This is a genomic window from Sorangiineae bacterium MSr12523, from assembly GCA_037157775.1.
GTDB lineage: Bacteria > Myxococcota_A > Polyangia > Polyangiales > Polyangiaceae > Pendulispora > Pendulispora brunnea.
In genome coordinates, this window is record CP089982.1 from 4,759,617 (window position 1) to 4,785,738 (window position 26,122).

Sequence of the window (26,122 nt, forward strand, 5' to 3'; positions counted from 1 at the left end):
AGTTACTTCATCCCGGAGCGCGCCCGTGCTTCGGCGTAGCCATCGCTCACGCTGTAGCCGATGATCTCGCGCGCCTGCGGCGTCTTGGAGATCCAGTCGGCGCGTTCGTCGGGATCGCTCGGCACCGACGAGAGGCCCAAAGTCCACGCAATGGCCTCGAGTGCCGCGTTGGGATCGCCCACGGCGAGCAACCCCGTGCGATCCGCCCAGGACACCACCGCGGGGCCGAGCACCGCAGCCTGCGTTCCCACGGAGCCGGCCACCTCGAGCGCCATGAGCCCCACGTCCTGATCGAGCTTTCGCGGCAGCGCGGCTTGCAGCCGCCGTGCAGCCTCCGCGAGTGCCGTCGGGTTGATCCCCTGCGGCTTCCAGCTCGGATTGAAGACGTGAAGCCACGCGGCCACGAGCACCGGCAGATCCTTCGCCACGATGCGCAGCAGCGCCGATGCGCGCGCTTGCACGAGCTTCAACGCGCGCATCAGAAGGAAGGTGCGCGCTAGTTCGTTCGTCGAGGGCAACAGGAGCGCCTCGCCCAAAATGATCACCGGCGGCGTCGAGCTCACCGGCACGCACGTGAGGCCGACCTGCGGCGAGACCAGCACCTGGCAGCCCGCAATGCCCATGCCCGTGGCCAGCGTCGTTGCCAGCGTTTGCACGTGCGCGGCCGACGGCGGAAGCGGCGCCGCGCGCACCGAGCGCGGATCCAGCGGAACGATGGCGTCGAGCGCATCACCGGTGCGCGCCAAAAGCGCGCGCAGGGCAGGGATCACCACGTCGGGCGCAAGCACCTCGTCGAGCCGCGCATCGCCCGCGCGGGCTGCAGCGCCCTGGATGTTCGCAGGCTTGCCGCTGAAGGCCGCGAGGCTCGCGCTGACCACGTTGGCCGCGTCCTTCTTGCCGCGCAGCTCGTAGACCGTGGCCATCGTTTCGAACGACGTGGGGGCAAACCGCCCTGCGGCAAAGGCGCGACGTGCATCCGCAGCGGCCCGGTCGAGCAGAATGTGCACCGCGGGAAGCTGGCGGTGACGCATGTAAAACTCGGCCAGCGCACGCAGCACCACCACGTCCGTGGGGAACTCGCGCCGCGCGGCCTCCAAGGTCTGCTCGGCCTTGCGCGGCTCGTTTGCCACTTCCTCGTAGATGGACGCCCGCTCGATGTACCGCTGGCGGCGCTCCAAGGGATCGCGCGTCGAGAGGAAAAGCTGGTTCTGCAGGTCCAGCGCCTTGTCCACGTCGCCGCGGCGTCGGTAGACGTCGACCAGCCGCGAGAGCGTGGTCAGATCGCCTGGCTTGCGCTTGAGCAGCTCTTCGAAGGCCAGCTCGGCGCGTTCCAGATTCACCTCGTGGTTCGCGTACAGATCGCCCAGGCGCTCGTAGATGGCGCACTGCTCTTCGGGCGTGGCCGCCAGGCGCGAGAGCCGCACCCAGGCCTGCTCCGCCGCATTCCAATCGGAAACGCCCGCCGAGACCTCGCCGTACGTCTTGAGTGCCTCCACGTGATCGGGATCCAGCGCCAGCGCCGCCTCGAGCGCCCGCTTGGCCCCCGCGGAATCACCCACGCCCAGCAGCACGCGCCCGCGCTCCACCTCGAGCGCGAGCCGCTCGGCCGGCTCCGTCACGGTCTGCGCGCGCATTTCCAGCAGCGCGCCCAAATCGTTGAACAGGTTGCGCTTCGTGTACAGCGCGCACAAGCGCGTGAACACGTTGCTATCGCTCACGTCGATGCTCGCGGCCTCTTTCAGTGCGAGCATGCCGCGATCGTCGTCGTGCAGATCGTCGAGCCAGATCTGCGCGGCCTTGAGCCAGGCCGCCACGCGATGCGCGGGCACCTGCGAGCCGCGGGCAACCATCTCGTAGGCGCTGGCCGCATCCCGCGTCTCTCCGCACGCGCGTCGCGCCTCGGCGAGCTTTTCCCACGCCACGATGTCCGCCGCGTCTTCCGTGATGGCCCGCTCGAGCAGCTCCTTGCCCTCGGCCGTGCGCCCCAGCATCACCGCCGCTTGGCCGGCGCGCAGCAAGAGCCCGGACACCTCGGCACTGCGCGAAGCGCGTTGCAGCAGCGCCCGCGTGGCCTCCAGCTCCGCGCCCAGATCGCGCCGGGTGCGCGCGTGCGCGTTGTACAAGCGCAGCGCCCAGATCGGCGGATCGCTCTCGGCCTTGCCCAGCGCCGCGAGATCGTACGTCGTGCCCCAGTCACCGCGCCGCATGCGCAAGCGCGCCGCGAGGCCGGCATGCGCCGCCGCTTCGCCGCCGGCGGTGCCGGCGAGCACGCGTGCAATCAAGGTGGCTACCGGCTCCAGCTCGTCGTCGCGGGCCTCGGAAAGAAGCGCATGCTCGACGTGGCGCAGGCTCGGCTTGTGATCCAGCGTCTCCTCGAGGATCGTGCGGTGCCAGAGCAGCGCGCTCGCTGCATCGTGCCGCGCCTTCGCGTCCAGATCGGCCAGCCGCTCGTAGGCTTCGCGCCGCACCACCACGTCTTCCGTCTGCCGCGCCGTGGTGAGCAGCTCCTCCGCGAGGCGAGCCACGTGCCCCGATGCGAGCTCCGCGCGCTCCAGGACGACCCGCTCCAGCGACGGCAATGGATCCTCGTGTGCGGCCGCCGCGGCCGTGGCCGCGCGCAGTGCCCCCTCGCGATCCCCGCGCTGCTCGTAGGCGTGTGCGGCCTCCAGGAGCCAGCGCTGGCGCGTCTCGCCCGTGGCCGTGGCCGCGCGCTCCTCCCGCCACGATGCACCGTCCGTCGGCGCATCGACGGCGATGCGCTCGTACAGATCGCGCAGCGCCACGTCATCGGGCCGCGCGCCCTGCGCCTCGACGAGACGCTCGGTGGCGAAGGCGCGATCCTGATCCGCGACGAGCAACGCCTCGCGCACGGAATCGAGCGCTTTTTCGAGCGAATCACTCGCCCCGTCTTTTCGCTTCTGCACCCACCCGATGACCTTGGCGACATCGCCCTCTTTGCGGGCGATGCGCTCGGCCAAGAACGACGCGAACGGCAACGACGGCGCCGCGCGATGCGCAACTTCGAGCAGCTCCAGTTTCGCCTCGTTGTCGAGCTGCCCCTTACGGGCCACTGCCTCCACGGCGGTGAGTGCCGCCCGCGAGCCGTGTTCGAGCTTCAGCGCCACGGCGCGAAGCTCCGACGCCAGGTCGATCGAGGGATCCAGTTCCACCGCCGCACGCAACGCGACCTCGTTGTCCGCTTCCACCGCGCGCGCTTGGTTGTACGCCGACAGGGCGCGCTCGCGCTCGCCGGCGCGCTCCGCAATGAGCGCCGCGGCCATCCAGCGATCGCCCGGGCGCGAGCCGCCCTCCCACGACGACAGCGTCTCGGCCAGCGATTCCCAGCGAGAACTCCGGAAGGCGACCTCCAGCCGCAACGCCCGCGATTCCTCGGGGGCATCGTCGGCGCGCGCGCGTGCAGCCTCCTCGATGTCCGCCAGCGGGGCGCGCTGGGCGAGGAGACGCCCGAGCACCACGGCGCGCTTTTTCGCGTCCTCGCCGGCCGCCTTCTTGGCCTGAGCCACGTCACCACGCACGAGCGCCGCGGCGGCCGCCGCAAACGGTGCGAGCCCTTCATCGCCTTCGATGCGACGCGCCAGGGGTCGCGTCAGCTCGTCGGACGCTCCGGTGAAGAGGCGCAGCACGAGCTCCTCCTCCGGGGCGAAAATGTCGGGCACGTCGAGGGCGGAGGCGACCACCGCCGTGTCGCCGAGCTCGAGCCCGCGCGCCGCACGCGCACGCACCGCCGCGCGGTCTTCCAGGCCCTTGAGCGCGGCCAGCGACGATGCGCGCGCGTCCGGATCGGTGACCGAAAGCGCCGCCGAGAGCCATGCCGCCGCACCGGACAGCTCCGGCACGTCGGAAAACTCCGCGAGGATGCGTGCGGCGAGCACCGGCTGCCCAATGGTGAGCGCCGTGCGTGCCCGCCGCAGGATCGATGCGGCATCCGGCGAGCGCTTCTTGTCGCCTTTGTCCGCCGCGCCCTTTTCGGCGAGCGCGGGTCGCTCGCCCGTCGCTTCGAGACCCACCTCGACGCCGCGCAGGCGCAGCGCGCTCTCCATCGCTTGCGCAACGCCCGCGAGCTCCGGTGCCTCCGGAAAGCGCAGCGCGCTGCTGGCCATTTGCTCGTTCGAAAGCGCCAGGGCCGCGCGCCCGATGACCACGCGAACGTCGTCCGGCGCGTGCAGCCACGTTTGCTCCCAGCGATCCCAGAGCAGCTCTTCGCCTTCGCCTTGGAGCCGCACCGACTCCACGGCCAACAGCCGTTCGTGCAGCCGGCCTGCTTCCGTCGTCGTGGCCGCTGCGGCCGCATCGATGCGCTGCAACCGCTCGGCATCGTCGGTGGCCAGCGCGCGCGCCTGACGATGCGACAGCGCGAGCTTCGGTGCCGCATCGCGCGCGTCCACCGCGAGCTTCTCTGCCTCGTAGCGTTGCCCCAAGATCGCACGCATCTCGCTCACGGCGAGCAGCGTCCGCGCACGCGCCACGGGATCCTCCAGGGCGCGCGCTTCCTCCTCGAGCCACACGCAGCGAGCTTCCATCGTGCTGCGGGCTTCGTCGCTCAGCCACTCGGAGGCCGGCTTCTGTCCCTCGAACGTGGGAACCGCCGACAGGGGCGGGGGAATCGACGGCGGAACGTCGCTCCGCGAGACGGGGGCTTTCTCGGCCTGTTCTTCTTTCCCCGGCGGTGGCTCGGAGCGAGCAAAGGATGGCGGGATGACCGGCGGCACGGGCGGCGGCAGAAAGGAGCGTCGCAGCGAAGGCGGCGCGCCTTCGGGGCTATGGATCGCGTAAATCGCGGTCTCCATCTCCTCTTCGTCGCCGAACGCGCGGTGTCCGCCATCGCGCACGACGGGCACCGGCCCCGAGGCTGCCGCGCCGGGAAGGGTCGTCGGCCCCTTCGTCCGAAGCCCCGTCGTCTCGATGGGCTCTTCGGCATTGTCCTCGCTGCGGTCGAACTCGAACTCCGGCACCAAGAATTGCGGCTTGTCCTTGGTCTTCGACGTCGCCGACGTGGGCGCGGCCTCCGCCCCGGTGGGGGTGCTCTCGGGCGCGGGTGCGAGCGGGGTGGGCCGCCCCGGCGGCGGCGCCGTCGGGACATCGTTCGTCGTCAGATTGAACGTCTCCGCGAACGGATCGAACATCGCGCCCTCGGCGGCGAGGGGCCCCATGGCCGTCTCGGGCTCTTCCCGATCCATACGCGCCGTCGTTCGCAGCGACTCCAGCGTCTCCGCGCGGTCGTCCTTGTCTTTCTCCGCGCGCGCCGTTTGCTCGAGCTCCTTCGCGCTCGTCACGACGGAGCCGTCGCCCAGCATCGCCGTCGGCTCGAGGTTCCGTCCGAAAAGCTGCCCGAGCCCCGCCTTGGAGCGGCTGAGCGCCCCCGGCGTCTTCGCATTGCGGAGCGACTCGATGGTGGCGACCGACGAGACGCTCGTGGCGATGCCCTCGCGGTCATCGTCGCCACCCGTCAGATCGATGAGCTGCGGCGTCTCCGCCCGCGCTCGGGTGGGGATCTCGATCTCTTCCGCCTCGAGGTTCGCGTCCGGGCCCGGCTTCATCGTCGGCGTGGTGCCCTGCTCGGGCTGCGCCTCCGCCGGTTGTTGCGCCTGTTGTTCCGCGGGCTTCGCCTTCGGATCATCCGCGAAGCTCTTGACCTCCCACTCGTCGAGGGCGGCGTCCCAATCGAAATCGTCGTCGCCGTCGAGGAAACCGCCGGGCGGCTTGCCTTCGCTCATGACAACCCCTCGAGCCCCAGCGCCCGCCGCACCTGCAGGTACGTCGGCGAGAAGGCAAAGCGCAACAGCTCCACCGCGTAATCTTCGCTCTTGAGCACCGCCCGCACCCGTTCCGGAGGCTCACCAATGGCATCGCATACGACGAACGACACGTCCGCCGAGGCGATGAGCGCGCACCGCGCGAGCGTCAAATGGGCCCGCAGGTACCAGGTTCGCGCATCCTGTCCCGACTGCAGCGCCGCCCGGCAAAGCTCGGGCAGCATCTTCTTCGTTCGCCGCGCAATCACTTTGCCGATGCTCTTTTCGATCTCGGGCAGCACGGCGAAGGGCGGCGCCTCGATGGGCAAGTCGGCCAAGCGGCAACCGGCCACGAAAATCGCGGCCACGGACGTGGCGTCCCGGCTTCGCACGATGGTGCTGCCCCGGGCCATCGCATAAAGCTCGCTCGCCACGCGCGCCCGCAACGGAGGCGGCAGCGGCGAGGTGATGCCCGAGCCGATGACCAGCGATGGGATGTCGCCCGGGATGCCGTAAACCCCCAGCGGATCGCGGCCGCCCACGTACAGGTCGAACGAGTCGATCCCGAAGGCGCCCGCCCACGCGGCGATTTCATTGCGCAAGGTCATCCCGCCGCGCGGATCGACCTTGTCGCGCTTGGACAACCCGAGCGCAGTCAGCGACGGTCCTAGTGCCTCGGCCAAGGTGGGGGCCATCACCTGGAAGAAGTCCGCCATCGGCCCCGCATCGCCCGGCGCCACCATGGCTGCGCGCAACCCGGCATCGATGGCCATCTGCGGCACCCGCGCTTTGCGCTGCACGAAGCTCTGCAAGATCGCTTCGTCGTTGCCGTCCGTGCCGATGACCAACTGCGACGTCGACAGCGCGGCATGCTCGATCTCGGTGTCGCCCGCGCCGCGCGCAATCCGTGCGAGCCGCCGGATCGTCGCCGCATCCACGGGGTTTTCCCGAAGGACGCCCACCAATGCTTCCTTTACGCGGGCAAACAGGGCGCGACGCGTCTGCGGTTCGACCTCGATGCGCAACAGCAGATCGATGGCCTCGCCGTCGCCAGGAGCCTCCTCGAGCAACTTGATCACCGCCGGTGCGGCGCCTTGCGGGTTGCCCAGGCGATCGCGGTGAATGGCCATCGCGAGCCGCGCGGCTGCGACCCGGCCCTGCGCGGTTTCGCGCTCGTGCATCAATTCGTGAAGGATGGCCGTCGCCTCGTTCCAGCTTCCCGTGCGGGCCGCGGCGCGCGCCAGCCGCTCGCGGACGGGCAGGGTGGACAGCCCCGAGGCGTGCAATTTGATCAGCACGCCCAGCGCAAGATCGAACCGATCCAGCTTGTTCTCGTAAAGGTCCACCGCCGCGATGCCCGCCGTCACGCGATTCTTGGGCGGTGCCTCCTGCACGGTGGCCAGCTTGGCCAAGCTCTCCGCGGCCTCTTCGTACATGCCGCGCCGGATGAAGATCTCGCCCGTGAGCGCGAGCGCTCCCACGTGCTCCGGCTCGAACATGGTGACGCTTTCCAGCGCCTTGAAGGCGCCGTCGATGTCGCCCTTTTCCCGCAGCACGCGGGCCTGCTCCCAAAAGAGCTTTCCGAGCTCGTTCGGATCCTCGGAGATCTCGACCCGCCGCGAAATCAGCGCGAGAAGCTTGTCCGAATCCTTGCGGGCCCGCACTGCACGGAACACCTTGTCGAAGGCGAATGCGCGCGAAGCATCGCGCTCGAACGCCGCGTCGAACGCGCTTTCGGCAGCTGCCTCGTCGCCGAGCCCCAGCCAGATGCGTCCGGCATTCTCCAGGAGCTCGCCGGCGCGTGTGTTGCTGCCGATGCGCATTCCAAGGCCCACTTCGGCATGCGCGTGCGCCGCGCGATCGCCGAGGGCCTCCGCAGCCGCGCGCAGGCCCTCCCACGCCGCGATGTCGTCCGCGCGGGATGCCGTCGCGGATTCGAACGCGGCGTACGCGCCGGCGGCATCACCCATCGCGAGCAGCGACCAGCCCGAGAGCGACATCGCATCCGCGCCCGCTTCGTCTCCGAGGGCATCGCCCAGGCTTTGCAGCGCCCGCGCGCGCCGTCGCGGATCGGATCCCGGGAGGGCAATCTCCAGGTTGGCGAGCCGCGTTGCAACCGAATTCCCGCCGAGCAGTGGCGTTTCGTCCGCGTGCCCTTGCAAGGCGTCCAGCACCGCCGCGCTCGCGAGCATTGCCTCGCGTTGCTCGCCGCGCATGCTTCGCGCCATGGCGCGGCGCGCTTCCGATTCGCGTGCGGGCGCCCGTCCCGCGATGGCCGCGGTGAGCCACTCGAACGCCGCCGCGAGGCCTCCGCCCGTGTCGAACCAGCGCTGCGCCGCCTCCGTCGCGGCCTCCGGATCGACGCCGCGCACCCGCCGCAGTTGCTCCGCCGCCGCGAGCTGGTTGGCAATCGGCCCTGCCGGTGCGATGCGCGCCAGCGCGATCTCCACGCGCTCGCGTGTGGCCGCGGAGTCCTGCCAAGCGAGCCGCGCCAGCGCCGCGGCCAAGGCCAGATCGCCCTCGCTCGTATCCTCGAGCCGCGTCAGCGCCTTCTGCGCTTCTTCGGTGTCGCCGGCGAACACCTCGGTCGCGAAGTGCTCGAGCTCGAGGATCGCCGCATCTTCGTCCACCGGCTTCGCGAAGCGGATGGCCCGGCGCCTTCGCTCGAGCGATTCGCCCGCCGTTCCGCGCGCCGCCCATGCGAGCACCGCCCGCGCGGCGAGGGGCGCCTTCTGCGCGGCCCGCTCGAACGAATCGAGCGCCGCCTCTTTTTCGCCCGCGCGCCATCGCGACAGCCCCGCCTCGATGTGCATCGCCGCCGCGAGATCGTCGTCGTCCGTGGCCATCGCGCACGCGGTGAGCGCCGAGGCGGCAAGGGCAGGGGAGCCATCCTCCCGTTCGAGCTCGGCCAAGTACGTGGCCACCAGCGGATCGCTGGGATCTTTGCCCGCGAGCCCGCGGAGCCGCACGCGCGCTGCGCTGGAGTCGCCCGCATCGTGCGCGCGCCATGCCGACAGCAGCGCCAGGCCGCGCGACAGCTTGGGCTTGTGCTCCAGATCGGTCAGCTTTTCCAGTGCCGCCCGCTGCGCATCCCGTGCCGCGGCTGGATCGGCTGCCTCGTTGGTCTCGGTTTTCGCCGCCGGAAGGAACGCTTGCAGCATGTGCGCGAGCCACGCGCCTTCGCCGGTGTCGGTCAATTCGGCGATGGCCTTGCGCAGGCCCTCTTCGTCCCCACGCACCAGCCGATTGCGAACGGCACCGAGCCACAAATGCGCCAGCTCCGCGTCGTTGGGCGCTGCGTCGGATTTGCGGTCCCGATCGCGTGCCGGCGCACCGCCGCCGACCATCAGCCTTCGCGTGACGTCGTCGCTCCACTGCGTGTCGCCGCGCACCAGGGCGATCATCCTGCCCACGCGCCAGATGACGTCGTCCGCCGTGCCCAGCATCCGCGCCTCGGCCAACGCCGCCTTCGACGCGGTGGCGTCGTCGGCCTGCACGCCCCACACGTAGGCGGCGAGCACGAACGCCCGCGCCCGCGCCTCATCGCTCGGCAGGCAATCGGCAAAGGCCTCCAGCTGCGAGGCAAACGCCGCCGGATCGCCCGAATCGGCCAACAAATCGAGCTGCAGCGCCCGTGCCGGCAAGCACACAGGATCGTTCGCCACCGCCTTCGAAAGCGCTTCCAGCGCTCCGCGGCGATCGCGCGTGCCCACCGCGCGCTCGGCGAGCCGCATGGCCAGCGAGGCCTTGACGCTTCCATCCTTTTCCTGCGCGAGAAGCTTCAGCGACAACTTCGACGCGAGCTCCATGTCACCCTGCTGCTCGGCCACGCGCATGCGCGCGCTCAGCAGGAGCGAGGAGAGCATGCCTCCCGCGGGAACTTGAACCTTCGTGCGCGGGCCGACCCCCGTGTCGCTCAACGCCGGCGCCTCGTCGACCTCCGTCCACGCGAGCGCTCGGTCCAGCGAGGCCGCGGCACCGGGCAGATCGCCCAGGTGGCGACGCACCTCGCCCGCACGCAGGCACGCATCGACCAAATGCGGAACGGTCCGCACGGCATGCGGCACACCCAGAGCATCGGCCCGTGCGGCCTCGTTCATCCCGGTGACGATCAGCTCCGCCTGCGCATCGAGGGCAGCGGCGTACGCTTCTGCGCGCGTTTTCGCGTCTTCGGCGCTTCCAAGGAGTGACTCGCCCGATTCGCCGCGCGCCAACCGCTCCGCGGCCACGGCGGCCAAGTACGTGGCCCCGGCCTTTTTACCGCGCGCCTCGTCGAGCACGGCCAACGCACCCGCGATGTCGCTTGCCTCCGCGAGCATCTTGGCCAGGTCGATGAGCAACAGCGCCTGCCACGTGGGATCGCTCGGGCGATGCGCCCGCTCGTTCAACGCACGCCGGCGCGCCGCCGGATCGCCGCTCTTTGCGGCGACCAACTCCAGCGCAAGCCATGCCGCGACCGACTCCACGTCCGTCGCCGCAAGCTCGGTCGCCTCGCGCAGGGCATCTTTGGCGCCCTTCAGATCGCCCGCGACATCCTCGAGGAACGCGGCACGCATGATGAGCGCGCGCGTCTTTTCCTCCGGCGTCACCGAGGCGCGCACCAGGGCATCGATCACGCGCCCGAGGTTCTTCAGCGAGCGCCTTCGCTCCATGAGGCGCACCAACGCCTCGAGCGGCTCGCGGAACATCGGGTCCGCGTTGAAGGCGGCGAGGTAATCGCGCGCCGCCCCCGGTTCGTCCCCTGCGCGTTCGAGAAGGTCCCCTATCTCACCGAGGAGCCTTGCCTGCCTCGCGCGATCCTCCGTCGCGGCGACCTCCGCGCGCAGGTATCGGACAATTTCTCCCCCCTTCGGCGACTCCTGAGATCCTGCCGCTGCGGATGCTCCGCGTTCGGGCGGCAGGCTTATCGTGTTGGACATATGCGCCATGCCCTGTTTGGAGCCAAAAGGTAGCGCAGGCTATCCCCCGCACGCGATACAATAATGAAGCCCGCCCCGGACTCGCCCGCGAAGCCGATCAGGGAGCGGCCGATCAGGGAGCCGCTGTTACAGCAGGGCCTTGAGCTTCTCTTGGATCTTCTCTTCGATGGTGCCCTTCATCATCTTGAGCATGAAGGGGAGGTCCACCTCGACGCGGACTTCGCGGTCCGAGACGCCGACCTTGCCCTTGGCACCTTTCGCCGCACCGCCCGGGACGTTGAACTCGATGGCGTCGCCAACCCAGTTCCAGACGATTCCGAGCTTCTCCTGCATGCCTTTTGCAAGCTCCTCGGCTCGTTTCTTGGCTTCTTCCTTGGTGAGCGCATGCGGGCGGGCGATGTCGATGGTGGCCATGAGAATTGCCTCTCCTGTAGCTTTTCTATGTAGCTTTCCTGGCTTTCCTCGTTCGGATGCCAGGGTTCTCTCGGTGTCGGTTGCTAAACGTTACGTCAATCGAGGCGTTTCACGATCCAAAACCCGCGCGGCGTATCGATAGGTTCGCTCGTTTGCCCCGACGGCATCGTGAAAAGCACGTATTCCGGGGCGAGTTCCAACGTCCCCCGCGGGATCCGGCCGAGATCGTCGGCCGATCCGCTGTCGCCATGGCTCACGGCGGCGTGGAAGTCGGTTTTCGCTTCGGCTGCAAGTTTCGCGGCCAATTCCTTGGCCTCGGCCTTCGATCGCGCCTTCGCCGGCGCGCCCTGCGCACCCTCGTAGGTCACCAAGATGACGCCCAGACGCACCGCGCGCGGCGCCGTGTTGGGCAGGGGAGGCACCGGCGTTCCATCCGGAAGCGTGGCCCCGATGCCCGAATCGAGCCGGTCCTCGCGTTCCGTTGGTGCGGAGCCGACACCGTCCAGGCCAAAGGGATCGCCGCCTGCGTCCACCTCGGCGGACGTCGTTCCGGCACCATCCAACGCCGCGTCCGCCACTGCGCCAGCGTCCACCCCTGCGTCGACGGCGGCCGTTTTCGAGCCGCCGCCTTTGAAGGCAAGAACCAACGCAAGGACGGCAACCACGACCCCCAGGCCGATTGCCGCCGTGCGGGCGGACCCCTGCGATTCACTCATTTTTCGTGCTTCGTGCCGCTGGACTCGTCCCCGCCGTTTTCATCGGCGGGCGGAGGCGTCGGGCCGAACTCCTCGGTGCGGAGCGTGGGCGCGGGCGGATCGCCATAGAGCTCGAGCTGTGCGGCGATCCAGTTCTCGCGGGCGGCGAGCTCCCGGCGCTGGGCAGCGGCCGGTGCTTCCACCGTCGATTCGGCAATGAGCTTGTCCAACTGCGCGTCGATTTCGGCCAGCTCTTTGCGGAGCGGCACGGGGTCGAGGCCTTCGCGTTCGCAGAATTCGTCGGTCAGGATGAGAAGCTTCTCCGGGCCGATTTCGGCAAAGCCCGGACCCACCGCGCACTTTTTCTGCTCGCCCGACACGCGGTACGAGACGACGCCGCTTTGCAGTGCCGCCAACAGCGGCAAGTGCCCCGGAAGGACACCGAGCTCGCCGTTGACGCTGGGCGCAGTCACCTCGTCCACCGATGCGGTGAGCGCACGCCCGCGCGGCGTCACGATCTCCAACTCGATCTTATTTTCGGCCATGGTTCGAGTTCTTTCGGAGGCTTACTTCTTCGACTTCGTGAGCTCGGCGGCCTTGGTCTTCATCTCTTCGATGTCGCCCACCATGTAGAAGGCCTGCTCGGGGTACTTGGAGTCATCGTCGAACTTGCCCTCGAGGATCTGCTCGAACGACTCGATGGTCTTGTCGAGCTTCACCAGCTTGCCGGGCGTGCCGGTGAACTGGGCGGCGACGAAGAACGGCTGCGACAAGAAGCGCTGGATCTTGCGGGCGCGCGAGACGACGAGGCGGTCTTCCTCGCTCAACTCGTCCATACCGAGGATGGCGATGATGTCCTGCAGGTCGTTGTACTTCTGCAGGGTCGACTGCACTTTGCGGGCGATGTCGTAGTGCTTCTGTCCGACGACCTGCGGGTCGAGCAGGGTCGACGTGGAGGCGAGCGGATCGACGGCCGGGTAGATGCCGAGCTCCGCGATCTGGCGCGAAAGAACGGTCGTGGCGTCCAAGTGCGCGAAGGTCGTGGCCGGCGCGGGGTCGGTCAAGTCGTCGGCGGGCACGTAGATGGCCTGCACGCTGGTGATGGATCCCTTGGTCGTCGAGGTGATGCGCTCTTGGAGGGCGCCCATTTCCGTCGACAGGGTCGGCTGGTAACCGACGGCGCTGGGGATACGGCCGAGGAGCGCGGACACTTCCGAGCCGGCCTGGGTGAAACGGAAGATGTTGTCGACGAAGAGCATGACGTCCTGACCCTCGTCGTCGCGGAAGTACTCGGCGACCGTGAGGGCGGAGAGGGCGACGCGGGCGCGGGCTCCCGGCGGCTCGTTCATCTGGCCGAACACGAGGGCCGTCTTCGTGATGACGGGCTGGCCCGTCTCGAGCTTCGACTCGCGCATTTCGAGGAACAAGTCGTTGCCTTCGCGGGTGCGCTCGCCGACGCCGGCGAAGCAGGACACACCGCCGTGGGCCTTGGCGACGTTGTTGATGAGCTCGAGAATCAGAACGGTCTTGCCGACGCCGGCGCCGCCGAACAAGCCGATTTTTCCACCCTTACGATAGGGGGCGAGGAGGTCGATGACCTTGATGCCCGTCTCGAAGACCTCGACCTTGGTCGACTGGTCCTGGAAGGTCGGGGGCGCCTTGTGGATGGGGGCGGTCTTCTTGGCGTTGACCGGCCCGGCCTCGTCCACGGGCTCGCCGATGACGTTCAAAATGCGGCCCAGGCACTCCGGACCGACCGGCATCGCGATCGGACCGCCGGTGTCGCGGGCCTCCATGCCACGCACGAGACCGTCGGACGTATCCATCGCGATGGTGCGCACCGTGTTCTCGCCGAGATGCTGGGCGACCTCGAGCGTGAGGTTCTCTTTCGCCTTGGAAATACCAGGGTTCGTAACCTTCAACGCACTCAGAATCTTCGGTAGGTGCCCCTCGGGGAACTCCACGTCAACGACCGGTCCGATGACCTGGACGATCTTGCCTTTGTTTGCGTTGCCGGTGCCAGTGGGGATGGAGGGAGAAGTCATGTTTTTCCGGGGCCGCGCATATCACGGTTGGACCGTTGACGTCCACCCCCGTTTGCGCACGTGTTCAGTACCGCGGCTGGAAATGGCTCTTCTTCCTGTACCCGCAGAAGAATTCCCTTGCGCCCGCAGAAGAGGGAACCGCCAGGACGCCAAAAGAGCCGCCAGGATCGCCCGGGGAAAACTCGAAACACCCTTATTTTCGTGAGTGAAGGTCCATCTGGCGATCCTGGCGAAATTCTGGCGCCCTGGCGGTTTCCTTCTTCTGCGCTATTCAGGCCGTCCGGCCCGTTGACCGGGAGCAAATATCTGCCGATGTAAGTGTGACATCGCGCGAGTTCAGGAACGGTTTTTTCCAGTCAGCACGAGCACTTGACCTGAACGTGTCGCTCTGTCACATGGCTTGAAGCTCGCGAGATTACGAAGGCACGGGGAGTTCGGGACGGTCAGTTGATATCGCCGCAGACCATCGCGCTCGTACGCGAGCGCACGGACATCGTTGCCCTCATTTTGGAGAGCGTGCCGACCCTTAAGCGGCGAGGGCGATCGTTCACCGGCCTCTGCCCGTTCCACAAAGAGAAATCGCCGAGCTTTCACGTCAATCCCGACCGCGGCTTCTTCCACTGTTTCGGCTGCAAGGAAGGCGGCAGCGCGATCGACTTCGTGATGAAGCTCGACGGCCTGTCCTTCCCCGAGGCCGTGCGCGCCCTGGCCGAACGCGCGGGCATCGCCATCGAGGAAGACGTCCGCGAGCGGACCGAAGTCGATCGGCAGCGCAAGCAGCGCGACGACCTGTACTCGGTCAACAACCTCGCCGCGACCTTCTTCGAGCAGCAGCTGCGCGAGCACCCCCACGCCGGTTACGCCCTGGAGGAGCTGGCCCGCCGCGAGCTGGTGCCCACGTGGTGGGCGGCGCATGCGGCGGGGGTCAAATCCTCCGCGGCCATCGACGAAGTCCTTCAGGCCTTCCGCATCGGCTACGCCCCGGCCGCGTGGGACGGCCTCGCGACGTTCCTCAAGCAGCAGGGCATCTCGCCCATGTACGCCGAGCAAGTCGGCTTGCTCGTTCCGCGGTCGTCGGGCGCGGGTCACTACGACCGGTTCCGTCACCGGCTCATGTTCGCCGTCGTCGACCCGCAGGGACGCGTGGTTGCCTTCAGCGGCCGAAGCTTGCGCGCCCTCCCCGAGTCGGAGGACCCCGGGGCGGGCCGGGGCGGCGAGAAGCCTGCAAAGTACATTAATTCGCCCGAGAGCCCGATTTACAGCAAAGGGCAGATGCTTTTCGGCATCTACCAAGCGCGTCATGCGATCCGGGAGGACCAATGCGCGGTCGTCGTCGAGGGCAACTTCGATTGCGTCTCGCTCCAGGCGCGCGGCATCAAGAACGTCGTCGCGCCCCTCGGCACGGCGTTCACCACGGACCAGGCGAAGTTGCTCAAGCGCTATGCCTCCCGCGTCGTGTTGCTCTTCGACGCGGACAACGCAGGGCGCAAAGCCACGCGGGCTTCGCGTGGACCTCTGCGTGACGCGGGGCTCGGGGCCAAGGTCGGGAACTTGCCCGCCGGCGTCGATCCGGACGAATTTCTCCGCACGCGCGGGGTACAGGCGCTCAACGAAGTCTTGGCACATGCGCGGGGCATGCTCGAATACCTGATCGATAGCGCGCTCGATGCGGGCTTCACCGCCGCCGACGCCCACGAGCGTGCCGCGCGCGTCGCGGAAGTGTCACAACTTCTCGCGGAGGAGGACGATCCTCTCATTAAGATGATGGCCAAGACCCACGCCGACCAAGTTGCGGGACGCATCGATTTGCGCCTCGTCGATCGCGTGGCGCGTCATGTTCCCGACGAACCTTTTCGCGCGCTGGTCGAGGCGGTGAAGCGCGCGGTGGCCAAAGCTGGCCCGCCGCCCACGTTGCGCCGCGGCGAAACGCCGGAGCCGCCGAAGCGCGCGCGCCTTCAGACGCGGGCACCCGATGCGCGGGCACGCGCCGCTCTGGTGGGGGCCCTCATCGAGTACCCCGAGCTGCTCCGCGATCCCGAGGTCGAAGGCTGGCTTTCGCTGCTGGAGGGGCCTTCGGCGCGCACGGTGGCCGCATTGGCGCAGTCGTGCAACCTGTCCGGGGATGGGCGACTCGATACGGACCTGTTCCAAACGCGTCTTTCGGGTATCGATCCTGCCATTCGCGCCTTCGCCGCAGAGCGGCTAGCCGCCCCAACACACGACAACGTCGAGACGGCCAAGATGCAAGCGTCCCGAGCGGCGGAGGTTCTTCGCGCGATTCGGTTGGAAGAAACGACGCGCGAGGCCATCGACAACCAGAGAAATGAAGGCGATTTCGAATCCCAAGTGGCGTTGGCGGCCGAGCATGCGCGCCAAGTTTTGGCGACCCGAGGCGATGCCCCAAAAAACCGACCGTACGCTCCGGTAACTGGAGCGACCATCCACCGCCCTGAGCCGGAGGGGTTGAATTCTTCAAAAATCTTTCGTGTAGACCCTGGACCCAAAGCCGAACCCGAGTATTAGGACGGGTCGCTCACAAAGAAATCGACTGATTCGTGCTTCATCCGAAAAGATTTCGACGTAGTCCTTCAGAGACTTTCAGACTTTTCGCCTTCTCCCTTCACTTCACATAGTCCCTTCCTTCACGTGACCTTCCCATGAAACCTCACGAGGTATAAGACGCGATGGCGACGAAGAACCGCGACCGGAAAGAAGTTCAGCAGCTCATCGAGGCTGGCAAAACCAAGGGTTTTCTCACCTACGAAGAGGTGAATGACGCTTTGCCGGCCGATGTCGTTGCCGATCAGATGGACGACGTGATGGGCGTCCTCGGCGACGAGGACATCGAGATCGTCGACGCTGCGACGCAGGTCAAAATCGCCCCCACGCGCATCGCCGCCGAGGAAGCTGCGGAGAAGACCAAACAGGTCCCGCGCTCGGAGAAGGAAGAAGCCGACGACGGAAGCTATTACTCGAAGTCGAACGATCCGGTTCGCATGTACCTGCGCAAGATGGGAAGCGTCTCGCTTCTCACGCGCGAGGGCGAAGTCGAGATCGCGAAGCGCATCGAGACCGGTGAGCACACGATTCTGGGCGCCATTCTGAATAGCCCGGTGGCCGTTCGCGAGATCATCGATCTGGGTGACAAGCTTCGCAAACACAAGATCCGGGTGAAGGACATCATCCGCGACGCGGAGGACGAGGACCGCGAGTTCGACGAGGAGGAGGCGGATCGCCGCATTTTGCGCCTCATCGAAAAAGTGCGTCATCTCGACAAGGCGACGCAGGAGCTGCGCGTGCAGCTTCAGGGCGCGAGCGCCGCGCGCAAGAAGAGCATCGACGCGGAGATCGACGGCAACCGCGCGAAGATGGTCGAGACGCTCGAGGACATGCGTCTCAACAAGAAGACGATCGATCGCGTCGTCATGAAGCTCCGCACCTTGATCCAGAAGATCGAGCGCGCGGAGAGCGGCTCGACGGAGATCGAAAAGCGCACCGGCGTCGACATGGACCAGCTGCGCAAAGAGGCGCGCACGGCCAAGGGCGATGCGAACGGCGAGCGTCGCTTCAAGCGCCGCCACGGCGTGACGCCCGAGGAGGTTCTCTCGAACCACGCCGCAGCGATGAAGAACCTGAAGAAGGTGGAAGAGGAGCTGCAGCTCGACATCAAGTCGCTGCGCGCCACCTACAACGAGATCCGCGAGGGCGAGCGCGTGGCCGAGCGGGCCAAGGCCGAGCTGGTGGAAGCGAACCTGCGCCTCGTCGTGTCCATTGCGAAGAAGTACACGAACCGCGGCTTGCAGTTCCTCGACCTGATTCAGGAAGGGAACATCGGCCTGATGAAGGCCGTCGACAAGTTCGAGTACAAGCGCGGCTACAAATTCTCCACGTACGCCACGTGGTGGATCCGGCAAGCGATTACCCGCGCCATCGCCGACCAGGCGCGCACGATCCGTATCCCGGTCCACATGATCGAGACGATCAACAAGCTTATCCGGACCAGCCGTTACTTGGTCCAGGAGTACGGACGCGAGCCCACGCCGGAAGAAATCGCCGAGAAGATGGAGCTCCCGCTCGACAAGGTGCGCAAGGTTCTGAAGATCGCCAAGGAGCCGATCAGCCTCGAAACGCCCATTGGCGAGGAGGAAGATTCGCATCTCGGAGACTTCATCGAGGACAAGAGCGTCGTGTCGCCGGCCGAAGCGGTCATCAACATGAACCTCGCCGAGCAGACCCGCAAAGTCCTCAAGTCCCTCACGCCGCGCGAGGAGAAGGTCCTGCGCATGCGTTTCGGCATCGGCGAGAAGAGCGACCACACCTTGGAAGAAGTCGGCCAGGACTTCGAGGTCACCCGCGAGCGCATTCGCCAGATCGAGGCGAAGGCCCTGCGCAAGCTGCGTCACCCGTCGCGGTCGAAGCAGCTTAAATCGTTCATCGAGAGCTGAACTTTCGCTCGGTCACCCCTAACGTAAAAGCACCATTGGGGGCGGCACCTGTTCGGGGTGACCGCCCTCTCTCGTTGAAGTCGAGGAGTGCGATGCGAACGGCGGCAGGACTTGGGCTCGTATTCGGGGTGTTGGCTGTGGGGGCGGTTGGCGGGTGCGCCCCGGAGGCTGCGGCGGCACCCACGACGCCGCGGGCTTCGCTGACGGGGCCCATTCGCGTGCAGGTCGATGCGCGCGATGTTCCGCAGATGGTGATCCACGCGAAGCTCACCGTGCCCGCGCGGCCGGGGGCGCTCACGTTGGTGTACCCCAAGTGGATCCCGGGCACCCACGGACCGACGGGGAAGGTGGCGGACATCAGCGGCTTGCGCTTTTCCGCGGAGGGAAAGCCGCTCGCGTGGAAGCGCGATCCCGAGGAGACGTCGGAGTTTGCCCTCAATGTGCCTTCGGGCGCGTCGGCCGTCGAGGTGGAGCTCGACGTGGTCGTGGACAAGCGCTGGGGCGAGACCGCGGACGTGTCCGATCTGAATTGGAACCGCGTCGTGCTTTACCCCAAGGGGGCACGCGCCCGTGACGTGCAGTTCGAGCCCAGTGTGCAGGTCCCCGCAGGCTGGCACTACGCCACGGCCCTGCGGCGGGTCTCGCAAGGCGCCGATGCGGTGAGCTTCCAGCGCGTCTCGCTGGAGACGCTGGTCGACTCGCCCGTGATCATGGGGCGCTACGGGCGCACGATCGATCTGGGCACGGCGTTGGGGGCCCCGCACGCATTGGAAATCGTGAGCGACACGGGCGGTGCCGTCGATGCGAACGAGAAGCAAATTACCGCGTACAAGCGCCTGGTCGCCGAGGCCACGACGCTCTTCGGGGCGCGTCATTACGATGCGTACTCGTTCTTGTACATCTTGAGCAGCGACGGCCGCTCGAGCAGCGGGCTCGAACACCATGCGTCGAGCCAGAACCTGAGCATGCCCGGCCTCTTTGCCAAGGACGACGAATTCCGCGCGGCGAGCAAGTTGCTCCCGCACGAATATACGCACTCCTGGTGCGGCAAGTACCGCCGCCCGAAGGGCCTGGCCACACCGAACTACCAGGAGCCGACCCACAACGAGCTGCTCTGGGTCTACGAGGGCCTCACGGAATACACGGGATGGCTCCTCGCGGGGCGCAGCGGCCTTTCGCAGGCGCAGGACTCCAAGGACCATCTGGCGCTCATCGCCGCCACGCTCGATGCCATCCCGGCCCGAAAATGGCGTTCGCTGGGCGATACGACGTACACGCCGGCCTTCGGGCAGGAGTCGAACCGCCCCTGGTATTCGGCGCAGCGCGCACGGGATTATTACCCGGAGAGCCTCCTCATTTGGCTCGAGGCCGACACGCTCATTCGCCAGAAAACGAGCGGCGCCCGATCGCTGGATGACTTCCTGCGCGCCTTCTTCGGGGGCGCGAGCGGCGGCGCCGAGGTCAAACCGTACGAGCTCGGTGATCTGCTCGCGGCACTGAATCGGGTCGCGGAGCACGATTGGAAAGCCTTCTTCGAGCAGCGCATCACCGAGGTGGCCGCGCACGCGCCGCTCGGGGGCATCGAGGGCGCCGGCTACCGCCTGGCGTATCGCGACAAGCCGAGCGATCTGCAAGGCGTCGTCGAGCGCGTGTCCAAGACGCTGAACGAGCGTTTCACCTTGGGCATGGTGGTCAACGACAAGGCCGTCGTGACGGATCTGCACTTCGACGGCCCCGCGGGGCGTGCCGGTCTGGTGGAGGGCTCCATCCTCGTCGCCGTCAATGGCCGCAAATACACTGCCGAGCTCCTGCGCCGCACCATTGCCGAGAACAAAGGTTCCGCATCGCCCATCGAGCTTCTGACCGAACGCGACGGCTTTTATCGCACGCACCGGGTGGCGTGGAACGAGGGCGGTCGCTATCCCTACTTGGAGCGCGTCGCCTCGAAGCCCGACACATTGGCGACCATGCTCGCGCCCCGAAGTCGCTGAAATTTCGCCTCGGTGGCGCGCGAATACCTGATAGGAGGCGCGACACTAGCCATGCGACTGCTCTCTCGGATCGTTCCGCTCGTTCTTCTGGCCGGGTGCACGCCCCAAGCTTCCGCAGCACCTACCACGCCGCCGCCGCCCGCCGGGCCGATGACGGTGCGAGTCGATGCGCGCGATGCGGCGCAGATGGTGCTGCACGCCAAGGTGCGCGTGCCCGCGCGCCCGGGGCCGCTCACTTTGGTGTATCCGAAATGGATCCCCGGCCATCATGGCCCGGTGGGTCGGGTGGCGGACATCAGCGGGCTGCGTTTCCTGGCCGGCGGACAGCCGCTCGCCTGGCGGCGCGATTCGGTGGAGACGTCCGAGTTCGCCATGACGGTGCCCGCGGGGGCGGCGGCCGTCGACGTGGAGCTCGATGTCGTCGCCGATCCCCGGTGGTTTCCCAGCGATGGATTGTCGTCCATCAGCTGGGAACAAGTGGTGCTCTATCCAAAGGGCGCCCGCGTTCGCGATCTGCGGGTCGAGCCCAGCGCCCAGATGCCCTCGGGTTGGCGCTACGCCTCGTCGCTGCAGGTGGCCGCCGACACCGCCGGCGCGGTGAATTTCAGGCCGACGACCTTGGAAATGCTCGTCGATTCGCCGGTGATCCTCGGTCGGTACGGCCGCTCGTTCGACCTCGGGACGGCGATGGGAACGACGCATTCGCTCGAAGTCGTCGCGGAGAGCAAAGACGCGCTCCAGGCGAGTGATGCCCGGATTGCGACCTACCGAAGGCTCGTGGCGGAGGCCGGAGCGCTGTTCGGCGCCCGGCATTACGATCGATATACCTTCTTATTGATGTTGAGCGGCAGCGCCGGCGCGGACTTCAATGGCACGGAGCATCACGCTTCGAGTCAAAACGTCACCGCCGCGAACTTTTTCACCAGCGACGACGGAGGGCGCTACACCCGCTGGCTTCTGCCGCACGAATTCGCGCACTCCTGGTGCGGGAAATACCGCCGGCCCAAGGGGTTGGCCACGCCCGATTACCAGCAACCGATGCGCAACGATCTCCTCTGGGTCTACGAGGGGCTCACGCACTACCTCGGCTGGCTCCTCAGCGCGCGCAGTGGCGTGGTCTCGACGCAGGACGCCTTGGACGATCTCGCGGCGATGGCGGCGGACCTCGACGCCATTCCCGGGCGCAAGTGGCGCCCGCTTGCGGATACGACGTTTACGGCGGCCTTCGGTGCCGGCTCGAACCGCCCCTGGTATTCGGCGCAACGTGGCTTCGATTATTACCCGGAGAGCCTGCTGGTCTGGCTGGAGGCCGACACCGTCATCCGGCAGAAGACCGACGGAAAGCGCTCGCTCGACGATTTCCTGCGCAGCTTTTTCGGCGGCGCCAACACGGGGGCGGAGGTCAAACCGTACGAGCTCGGCGACGTACTCAAAGCGCTGAGCGATGTCGTTTCGTACGATTGGAAGACGTTTTTCGAGCAGCGCGTCAGCGCCATCACACCGCGGGTGCCGCTCGGGGGCGTCGAGGCCGGCGGCTACAAGCTCGGATACCACGACAAGCCGTCCGACTTTCAAGCCATGTGGGAACGCACGACCCACCAGCTGGACGAGCGCTCCACGCTCGGCGTGGCACTCGACGACAAGGGCGTCGTGTTGGACGTGCACCTCGATGGACCGGCCGGCAAGGCGGGGCTTCCCCTCAAGGCGTCCCTCGTTGCGGTCAACGGCCGCAAGTATTCGCCCGAGGTGCTGCGGCGCGTCCTGGCCGATACCTCCGCCAAGGGCCCCGTGGAGTTGCTGGCCGAGCGGGATGGATTCTTCCGCACGTACCGCGTCGCCTGGGGCGGGGGAGCACGCTATCCGCATCTGGACCGCGATCCGGCCAAGCCGGACGTGCTGGGCGCCATTCTAGCGCCGAGGGTGCCGCCGCCGTCAGTCACGTCAGGTACGCCAGCGCGCTGATATACGCTGGAGACGATGTCGCGCGCCTCCACGTCCGCCCTTCGCAGCCTTACGGGTCTGTTGCTTCTCGTCACGCTCTCGGCGTGCGAGCGTGGATGTTTGTCCACGTGGTTGCGCGGTCACGGTTTGGGTGAAGTCCCAACCGCGCCAACCATCCCCAAAGGAAGCGAGGCCGCTTGCCCCGACGGATTGGCACGGTGCCGTGACGGCGTCGTGGAGGTCTCGCGCGCCTACACGCCGCCGGGCCCGTGCTCGCCCGAGGGGTGTCGCTGCCCGTGGGATCGGCTGGTCACGTGCAAACGCGGCTGCGTCGTCGACGGCATGGAAATGGAGATGCCGCGTGAAAACGCAGAAAAGCAACTTTGTGCGGGGGATATCGGCCCCGCCGTGGCACGCCCCGCGCCGCCAGGTTTCGTGCCGGAGGGCGGCACGACCGATCCCGAGGTGCTCGAAGCCTATTGCGAGGTGGAGCGCTACCACTGCGCCCGCAGCACCATTTACCAATGCGATTCCGGGCAGGCGAAGCCGGTGGTGCAGTGCCAGGCCGGGTGCATCCAAGGTGAAGCCCTCATTGTCGAAGAAATCTCGGTCGAGGCAGCCACGGCCCTGCTTTGCGTGCGCTGAGCGGGATACGCACGCGCGCAAAGTCGGCGCGTGTACGCGTACCTCGCGCGTGCCTTTCGCGCGTCGATATCTACGCAGTCGCGCGCTGATTGGTTATTGAAACGCGCGACTCTGACGGGCCTGTCGTGGTGAGCGCATTGGCATGCGGCTCGAGGCGGGCGGCCGTTCTCGTGTGACTGTCAAGCCGAAAAGGTGACGGACCTACATCGTCTCCATTAGGCTACGAAATCGAGGGATTTCTCGGGCGCGGGAAGATCGCGTCAGGGGATCCGTATGTCCAATCAACGCTGTACCTACACGCGCACCTGCAGGTGACCTGCGTGCGACGAAGACGGGATGGGGGGCCAAGGGAGCAAGTCAACCTTGGCGAGACACTTGCTTATACAGATTAGCGACTTCGCAAAACGCGAAACGATTACTCCGGAGTTCGGCCCCGGAAGATTCGCTGTACCTGCACAAGGCCGAAAGAAATTCACCTCCCACGCGGGGGGTCAAGCAATGCGCCAGATCGGTATTTTCATCGGTGTTTCGATTGCAGCGGTCATCTTCGGTGCCAGCTCACCGGAAGGTGGCGTGGCCACTGCCGCCCCTTCCGAATTGCCGGCTCCACCCAAATCCGTCGGCGCGGACGGGCCGAAGCACGACGGCGTGCCGACGGCCATCCTCGCCCCCGCCACCGCGTCCATTGCGAATGCGGTGAGCGCTACGACCCCTACACCGGGTCCCGGTTCGAACGTCCCCGAGTCGGGCGTTTGCCCGTCGGACATGGTGATGGTCGAAGGCGATTATTGTCCTTGGCTCGAGCAGAAGTGCCTTCGTTGGGTCGACCCCGAGACGAAGATGCGCTGCGCTGAGTTCGCCCCCACCGGCCCGTGCCAATCGGGGACGACGCACAAGAAGTTCTGCATCGACAAGTTCGAATACCCCAACGTCGCGGGGGAACGCCCGGTGGTCATGAAGACCTGGGTGGAAGCGAAGGCGACGTGCGAAGGTCTGGGCAAGCGTCTTTGCGGCGAGACCGAATGGACCTTGGCCTGCGAAGGCGAAGAGCGTTTGCCGTACCCCTACGGCCTGACGCGCGACGCCGAAGCGTGCAACATCGACAAGCCGCACCCCGAGCCAGACGAGAAGCTGATTGCCGATCCGCGCACGCGCGATGCCGAGGTGGCGCGCCTCGATCAACGCGATCCGTCGGGCTTCCGCGAGGCCTGCGTCAGCCCCTACGGCGTGCACGACATGACCGGCAACGTCGACGAGTGGGTCGTGAACGAGAGTGGCCGTCCCTACAAGAGCGGCCTCAAAGGCGGCTACTGGGGTCCGGTGCGCACCCGCTGCCGTCCCATGACGACCGCGCACAACGAGACGTTCATCTTCTACCAAATTGGTTTCCGCTGCTGCGCCGACACCCCCAAGTCCGACGCCACGGCGGCGACCCGCCCTGCCGCCGCCCCCTCCGAAAAAGCTACCCCCGCCGCCGTCCTCGCGCCAAAAGCCGCCCCCGCCGTGGCCGCCGCTACGGTCCTCGCGGGAAGCTGACCTTCGCGCATCGTTCGGCCAACGCCTCGGCGAGCGCCGCGAGAACCGGGTGTGAAATCCCGTCCTCGCGCGCCCGCCGTACGTGCATTTGGGCCAGGTCGGGCAACGCGTTGGCCATGCGCAGGATACGCTCGCGCAAATCGTCCGGGTCGAACTTCAGCTCGGCGCCGAGCTTGTCCCATTGGTATGGGCCAATGGCGGCACGGCGACCGATTCGGCGCCGATACGAAGATCCAATCCGAGGACGCGTATCGCACGAAGGACCAGTCCCAGCTCCGCGCGTGGCTTGCCGCGTTCACATTCGCTGATCCATTGCCGGCTGACCCCCACGCGCTCCGCCAGCGTGCGCTGGTCGAGGTGAAGCTCCCGCCGTCGTTGCCGAATGGCAGCACCGACGTCTTTGGGCGTGCGAAGTTGCATAGGTTCGCAAATGTCGTCGAACGGCGACGTCTCAGTATGTCAGCGATCGACGACATTTCCAAATGTCAGCGAATGGCGACACTTGCGTCTCGCAGTCACCCCGCGGGGACGGTTTCTTCCGCGGAGGTGCTCAGTTCCTTGAGGGCGCCGGGATGGCCCACGAGGAAGATCAGGGCGGCGACCACCGTCCAAACGAGTTGGATCATGTAGAGAAGGAAGACGTAGGCGGCGCCCTGTTCGATGACCACGTTGGTGGGGAAGTACATGGTCATGCCGGCGTAGATGCCGGCCTGGAAGACGCCGAGCAGACCGGGAGGCCCGGGGATGAGGACGGTGACGCCCAGCATGCCCATCAGCGCGCACGCTTCGCCGAACGTGATGGCCGTCCCGTCGCCGTGGACGATGCCGCAGCCCCAGGCCAAAAGCCACATGCCGCCCACGTTGGCGAACCAGTAAATCGTCGTCTCCCAAAGGAAACCGAACGCGTCGCGGGCGCGCCCGAAGGCGTGGAGACCGTCGGCCAGCTTTTCCGCGATGCCGGCCAGCTTCTCGCCCAGCTTCTTCGACACCAACCCGAACACGGCCAGTGTCAGCCGGCGCGCCCACGCGCGCGCGAAGTAGTAAACGCCAATCACGATGAAGGCGATCGTGAAGACGCCCAGCATCACGAAGCCCGAATGCCGCACGGCGGACACCGATACCGGAAGCCCGACGACCGTGGCCGGCAAGGGCACCAAATGCGGCACCAGAATCAGCGCGATGGCCAGAATGATGCTCAAATAGAGCCCGTCCACCACGCGCTCGGCGACGACCGTCCCGGTGGCCGCGGTCATCGACAGCTTGCCTTTTTCGCGAATGAGGAAAGGCCGCACGAACTCACCGAGCCGGAACGGCATCAGCAGAATCGCGGCAAAGCCAATCCACGATACCGCGAGCACCCGCTTGCGCGGCACGGTGGCAATCGACCGCAGCAGAAAACGCCAGCGAACCGCGCGGAAGTACGTCATGACGACGAGCGTCACGAAGTAGGCGCCGAGCGTCCACCAGCGGACATGCGCGAAGTTCCCGCTGTCCGGCAGGAGCTTCAACCCGCCTTTTTGCAAGGTGAAGAGCAGGCTCGCCGTGATGACCGCCGACGCCACCAGCTTCGTGGCGTGGCGCCGGAAGAATCCCTGCGGGGGCTCCAAGGACGTGGAAGACTCGGACGAGCGCGATTCGGAGGGGGAGCGGGATTCGACGGTCACTTCGGCACGCTCCTATAGCGCGGAGTGTACCGCCGTACCACACCCGACGAAGATTCCAGCCATTTACGGCGGCC

13 protein-coding genes and 1 pseudogene are annotated in these 26,122 nt (G+C 67.1%); 6 read left to right on the forward strand and 8 right to left on the reverse strand.

Going from position 1 to position 26,122, the window contains the following annotated elements; all coding sequences use genetic code 11:
• Positions 1–2 precede the first annotated feature (2 nt).
• From LZC95_18560 to atpD, 6 genes are all read right to left on the reverse strand, one after another.
• Positions 3–5,735, reverse strand: coding sequence for a hypothetical protein (locus LZC95_18560; GenBank protein ID WXA98816.1), 5,733 nt, complete (start codon positions 5,733–5,735; stop codon positions 3–5).
• On the reverse strand, positions 5,732–10,681 hold the full coding sequence (locus LZC95_18565; GenBank protein WXA98817.1) for a hypothetical protein: 4,950 nt from the start codon (positions 10,679–10,681) through the stop codon (positions 5,732–5,734). The genes LZC95_18560 and LZC95_18565 overlap by 4 nt, the downstream gene beginning before the upstream one ends.
• 117 nt (positions 10,682–10,798) lie before the next feature.
• Positions 10,799–11,086 carry a polyhydroxyalkanoic acid system family protein gene (locus LZC95_18570; GenBank protein ID WXA98818.1) on the reverse strand — a complete coding sequence of 96 codons (288 nt, stop codon included), beginning with the start codon at positions 11,084–11,086 and terminating at the stop codon, positions 10,799–10,801.
• Positions 11,087–11,181: 95 nt separating this feature from the next.
• Entirely contained in the window at positions 11,182–11,802 is a 621-nt protein-coding gene (locus LZC95_18575) for a peptidyl-prolyl cis-trans isomerase (protein ID WXA98819.1), read from the reverse strand.
• Entirely contained in the window at positions 11,799–12,326 is a 528-nt protein-coding gene (atpC, locus tag LZC95_18580; protein WXA98820.1) for an ATP synthase F1 subunit epsilon, read from the reverse strand. Before atpC ends, LZC95_18575 begins: the two co-directional genes overlap by 4 nt.
• 21 nt (positions 12,327–12,347) lie before the next feature.
• On the reverse strand, positions 12,348–13,826 hold the full coding sequence (gene atpD, locus LZC95_18585) for a F0F1 ATP synthase subunit beta (protein WXA98821.1): 1,479 nt from the start codon (positions 13,824–13,826) through the stop codon (positions 12,348–12,350).
• Positions 13,827–14,273: 447 nt separating this feature from the next.
• On the opposite strand from atpD, the gene dnaG reads away from it, so the two are divergent.
• The 6 genes and pseudogenes from dnaG to LZC95_18615 all read left to right on the forward strand — a co-directional run bounded on the left by dnaG (position 14,274) and on the right by LZC95_18615 (position 24,384).
• Positions 14,274–16,349, forward strand: a complete 2,076-nt coding sequence (gene dnaG / locus LZC95_18590; GenBank protein WXA98822.1) for a DNA primase — start codon at positions 14,274–14,276, stop codon at positions 16,347–16,349.
• Positions 16,350–16,528: 179 nt separating this feature from the next.
• Positions 16,529–18,271 (forward strand): annotated as a pseudogene (gene rpoD / locus LZC95_18595) (RNA polymerase sigma factor RpoD).
• 92 nt (positions 18,272–18,363) lie between these two features.
• Positions 18,364–20,262, forward strand: a complete 1,899-nt coding sequence (locus LZC95_18600; protein WXA98823.1) for a M61 family peptidase — start codon at positions 18,364–18,366, stop codon at positions 20,260–20,262.
• A gap of 51 nt (positions 20,263–20,313) precedes the next feature.
• Positions 20,314–22,224, forward strand: coding sequence for a M61 family peptidase (locus LZC95_18605; protein WXA98824.1), 1,911 nt, complete (start codon positions 20,314–20,316; stop codon positions 22,222–22,224).
• A 15-nt stretch (positions 22,225–22,239) separates the two neighbouring features.
• Positions 22,240–22,848: a hypothetical protein gene (locus LZC95_18610; GenBank protein WXA98825.1), complete on the forward strand. Its 609-nt coding sequence runs from the start codon at positions 22,240–22,242 to the stop codon at positions 22,846–22,848.
• A 498-nt stretch (positions 22,849–23,346) separates the two neighbouring features.
• Positions 23,347–24,384, forward strand: coding sequence for a formylglycine-generating enzyme family protein (locus tag LZC95_18615; protein WXA98826.1), 1,038 nt, complete (start codon positions 23,347–23,349; stop codon positions 24,382–24,384).
• A gap of 156 nt (positions 24,385–24,540) precedes the next feature.
• Here the strand turns inward: LZC95_18615 and LZC95_18620 are convergent, their stop codons facing one another.
• Positions 24,541–24,804, reverse strand: a complete 264-nt coding sequence (locus tag LZC95_18620; protein ID WXA98827.1) for a helix-turn-helix domain-containing protein — start codon at positions 24,802–24,804, stop codon at positions 24,541–24,543.
• A gap of 95 nt (positions 24,805–24,899) precedes the next feature.
• Positions 24,900–26,048, reverse strand: coding sequence for a flippase-like domain-containing protein (locus LZC95_18625; protein WXA98828.1), 1,149 nt, complete (start codon positions 26,046–26,048; stop codon positions 24,900–24,902).
• Between the last annotated feature and the right edge of the window lie 74 nt (positions 26,049–26,122).

Bases quoted from the DNA above. Each gene is read 5' to 3' on its own strand.
- LZC95_18560 (WXA98816.1), bottom strand. From the start codon at position 5,735: ATGAGCGAAGGCAAGCCGCCCGGCGGTTTCCTCGACGGCGACGACGAT.
- LZC95_18565 (WXA98817.1), bottom strand. From the start codon at position 10,681: ATGGCGCATATGTCCAACACGATAAGCCTGCCGCCCGAACGCGGAGCA.
- LZC95_18570 (WXA98818.1), bottom strand. From the start codon at position 11,086: ATGGCCACCATCGACATCGCCCGCCCGCATGCGCTCACCAAGGAAGAA.
- LZC95_18575 (WXA98819.1), bottom strand. From the start codon at position 11,802: ATGAGTGAATCGCAGGGGTCCGCCCGCACGGCGGCAATCGGCCTGGGG.
- atpC (WXA98820.1), bottom strand. From the start codon at position 12,326: ATGGCCGAAAATAAGATCGAGTTGGAGATCGTGACGCCGCGCGGGCGT.
- atpD (WXA98821.1), bottom strand. From the start codon at position 13,826: ATGACTTCTCCCTCCATCCCCACTGGCACCGGCAACGCAAACAAAGGC.
- LZC95_18600 (WXA98823.1), top strand. From the start codon at position 18,364: ATGCGAACGGCGGCAGGACTTGGGCTCGTATTCGGGGTGTTGGCTGTG.
- LZC95_18605 (WXA98824.1), top strand. From the start codon at position 20,314: ATGCGACTGCTCTCTCGGATCGTTCCGCTCGTTCTTCTGGCCGGGTGC.
- LZC95_18610 (WXA98825.1), top strand. From the start codon at position 22,240: ATGTCGCGCGCCTCCACGTCCGCCCTTCGCAGCCTTACGGGTCTGTTG.
- LZC95_18615 (WXA98826.1), top strand. From the start codon at position 23,347: ATGCGCCAGATCGGTATTTTCATCGGTGTTTCGATTGCAGCGGTCATC.
- LZC95_18620 (WXA98827.1), bottom strand. From the start codon at position 24,804: ATGCAACTTCGCACGCCCAAAGACGTCGGTGCTGCCATTCGGCAACGA.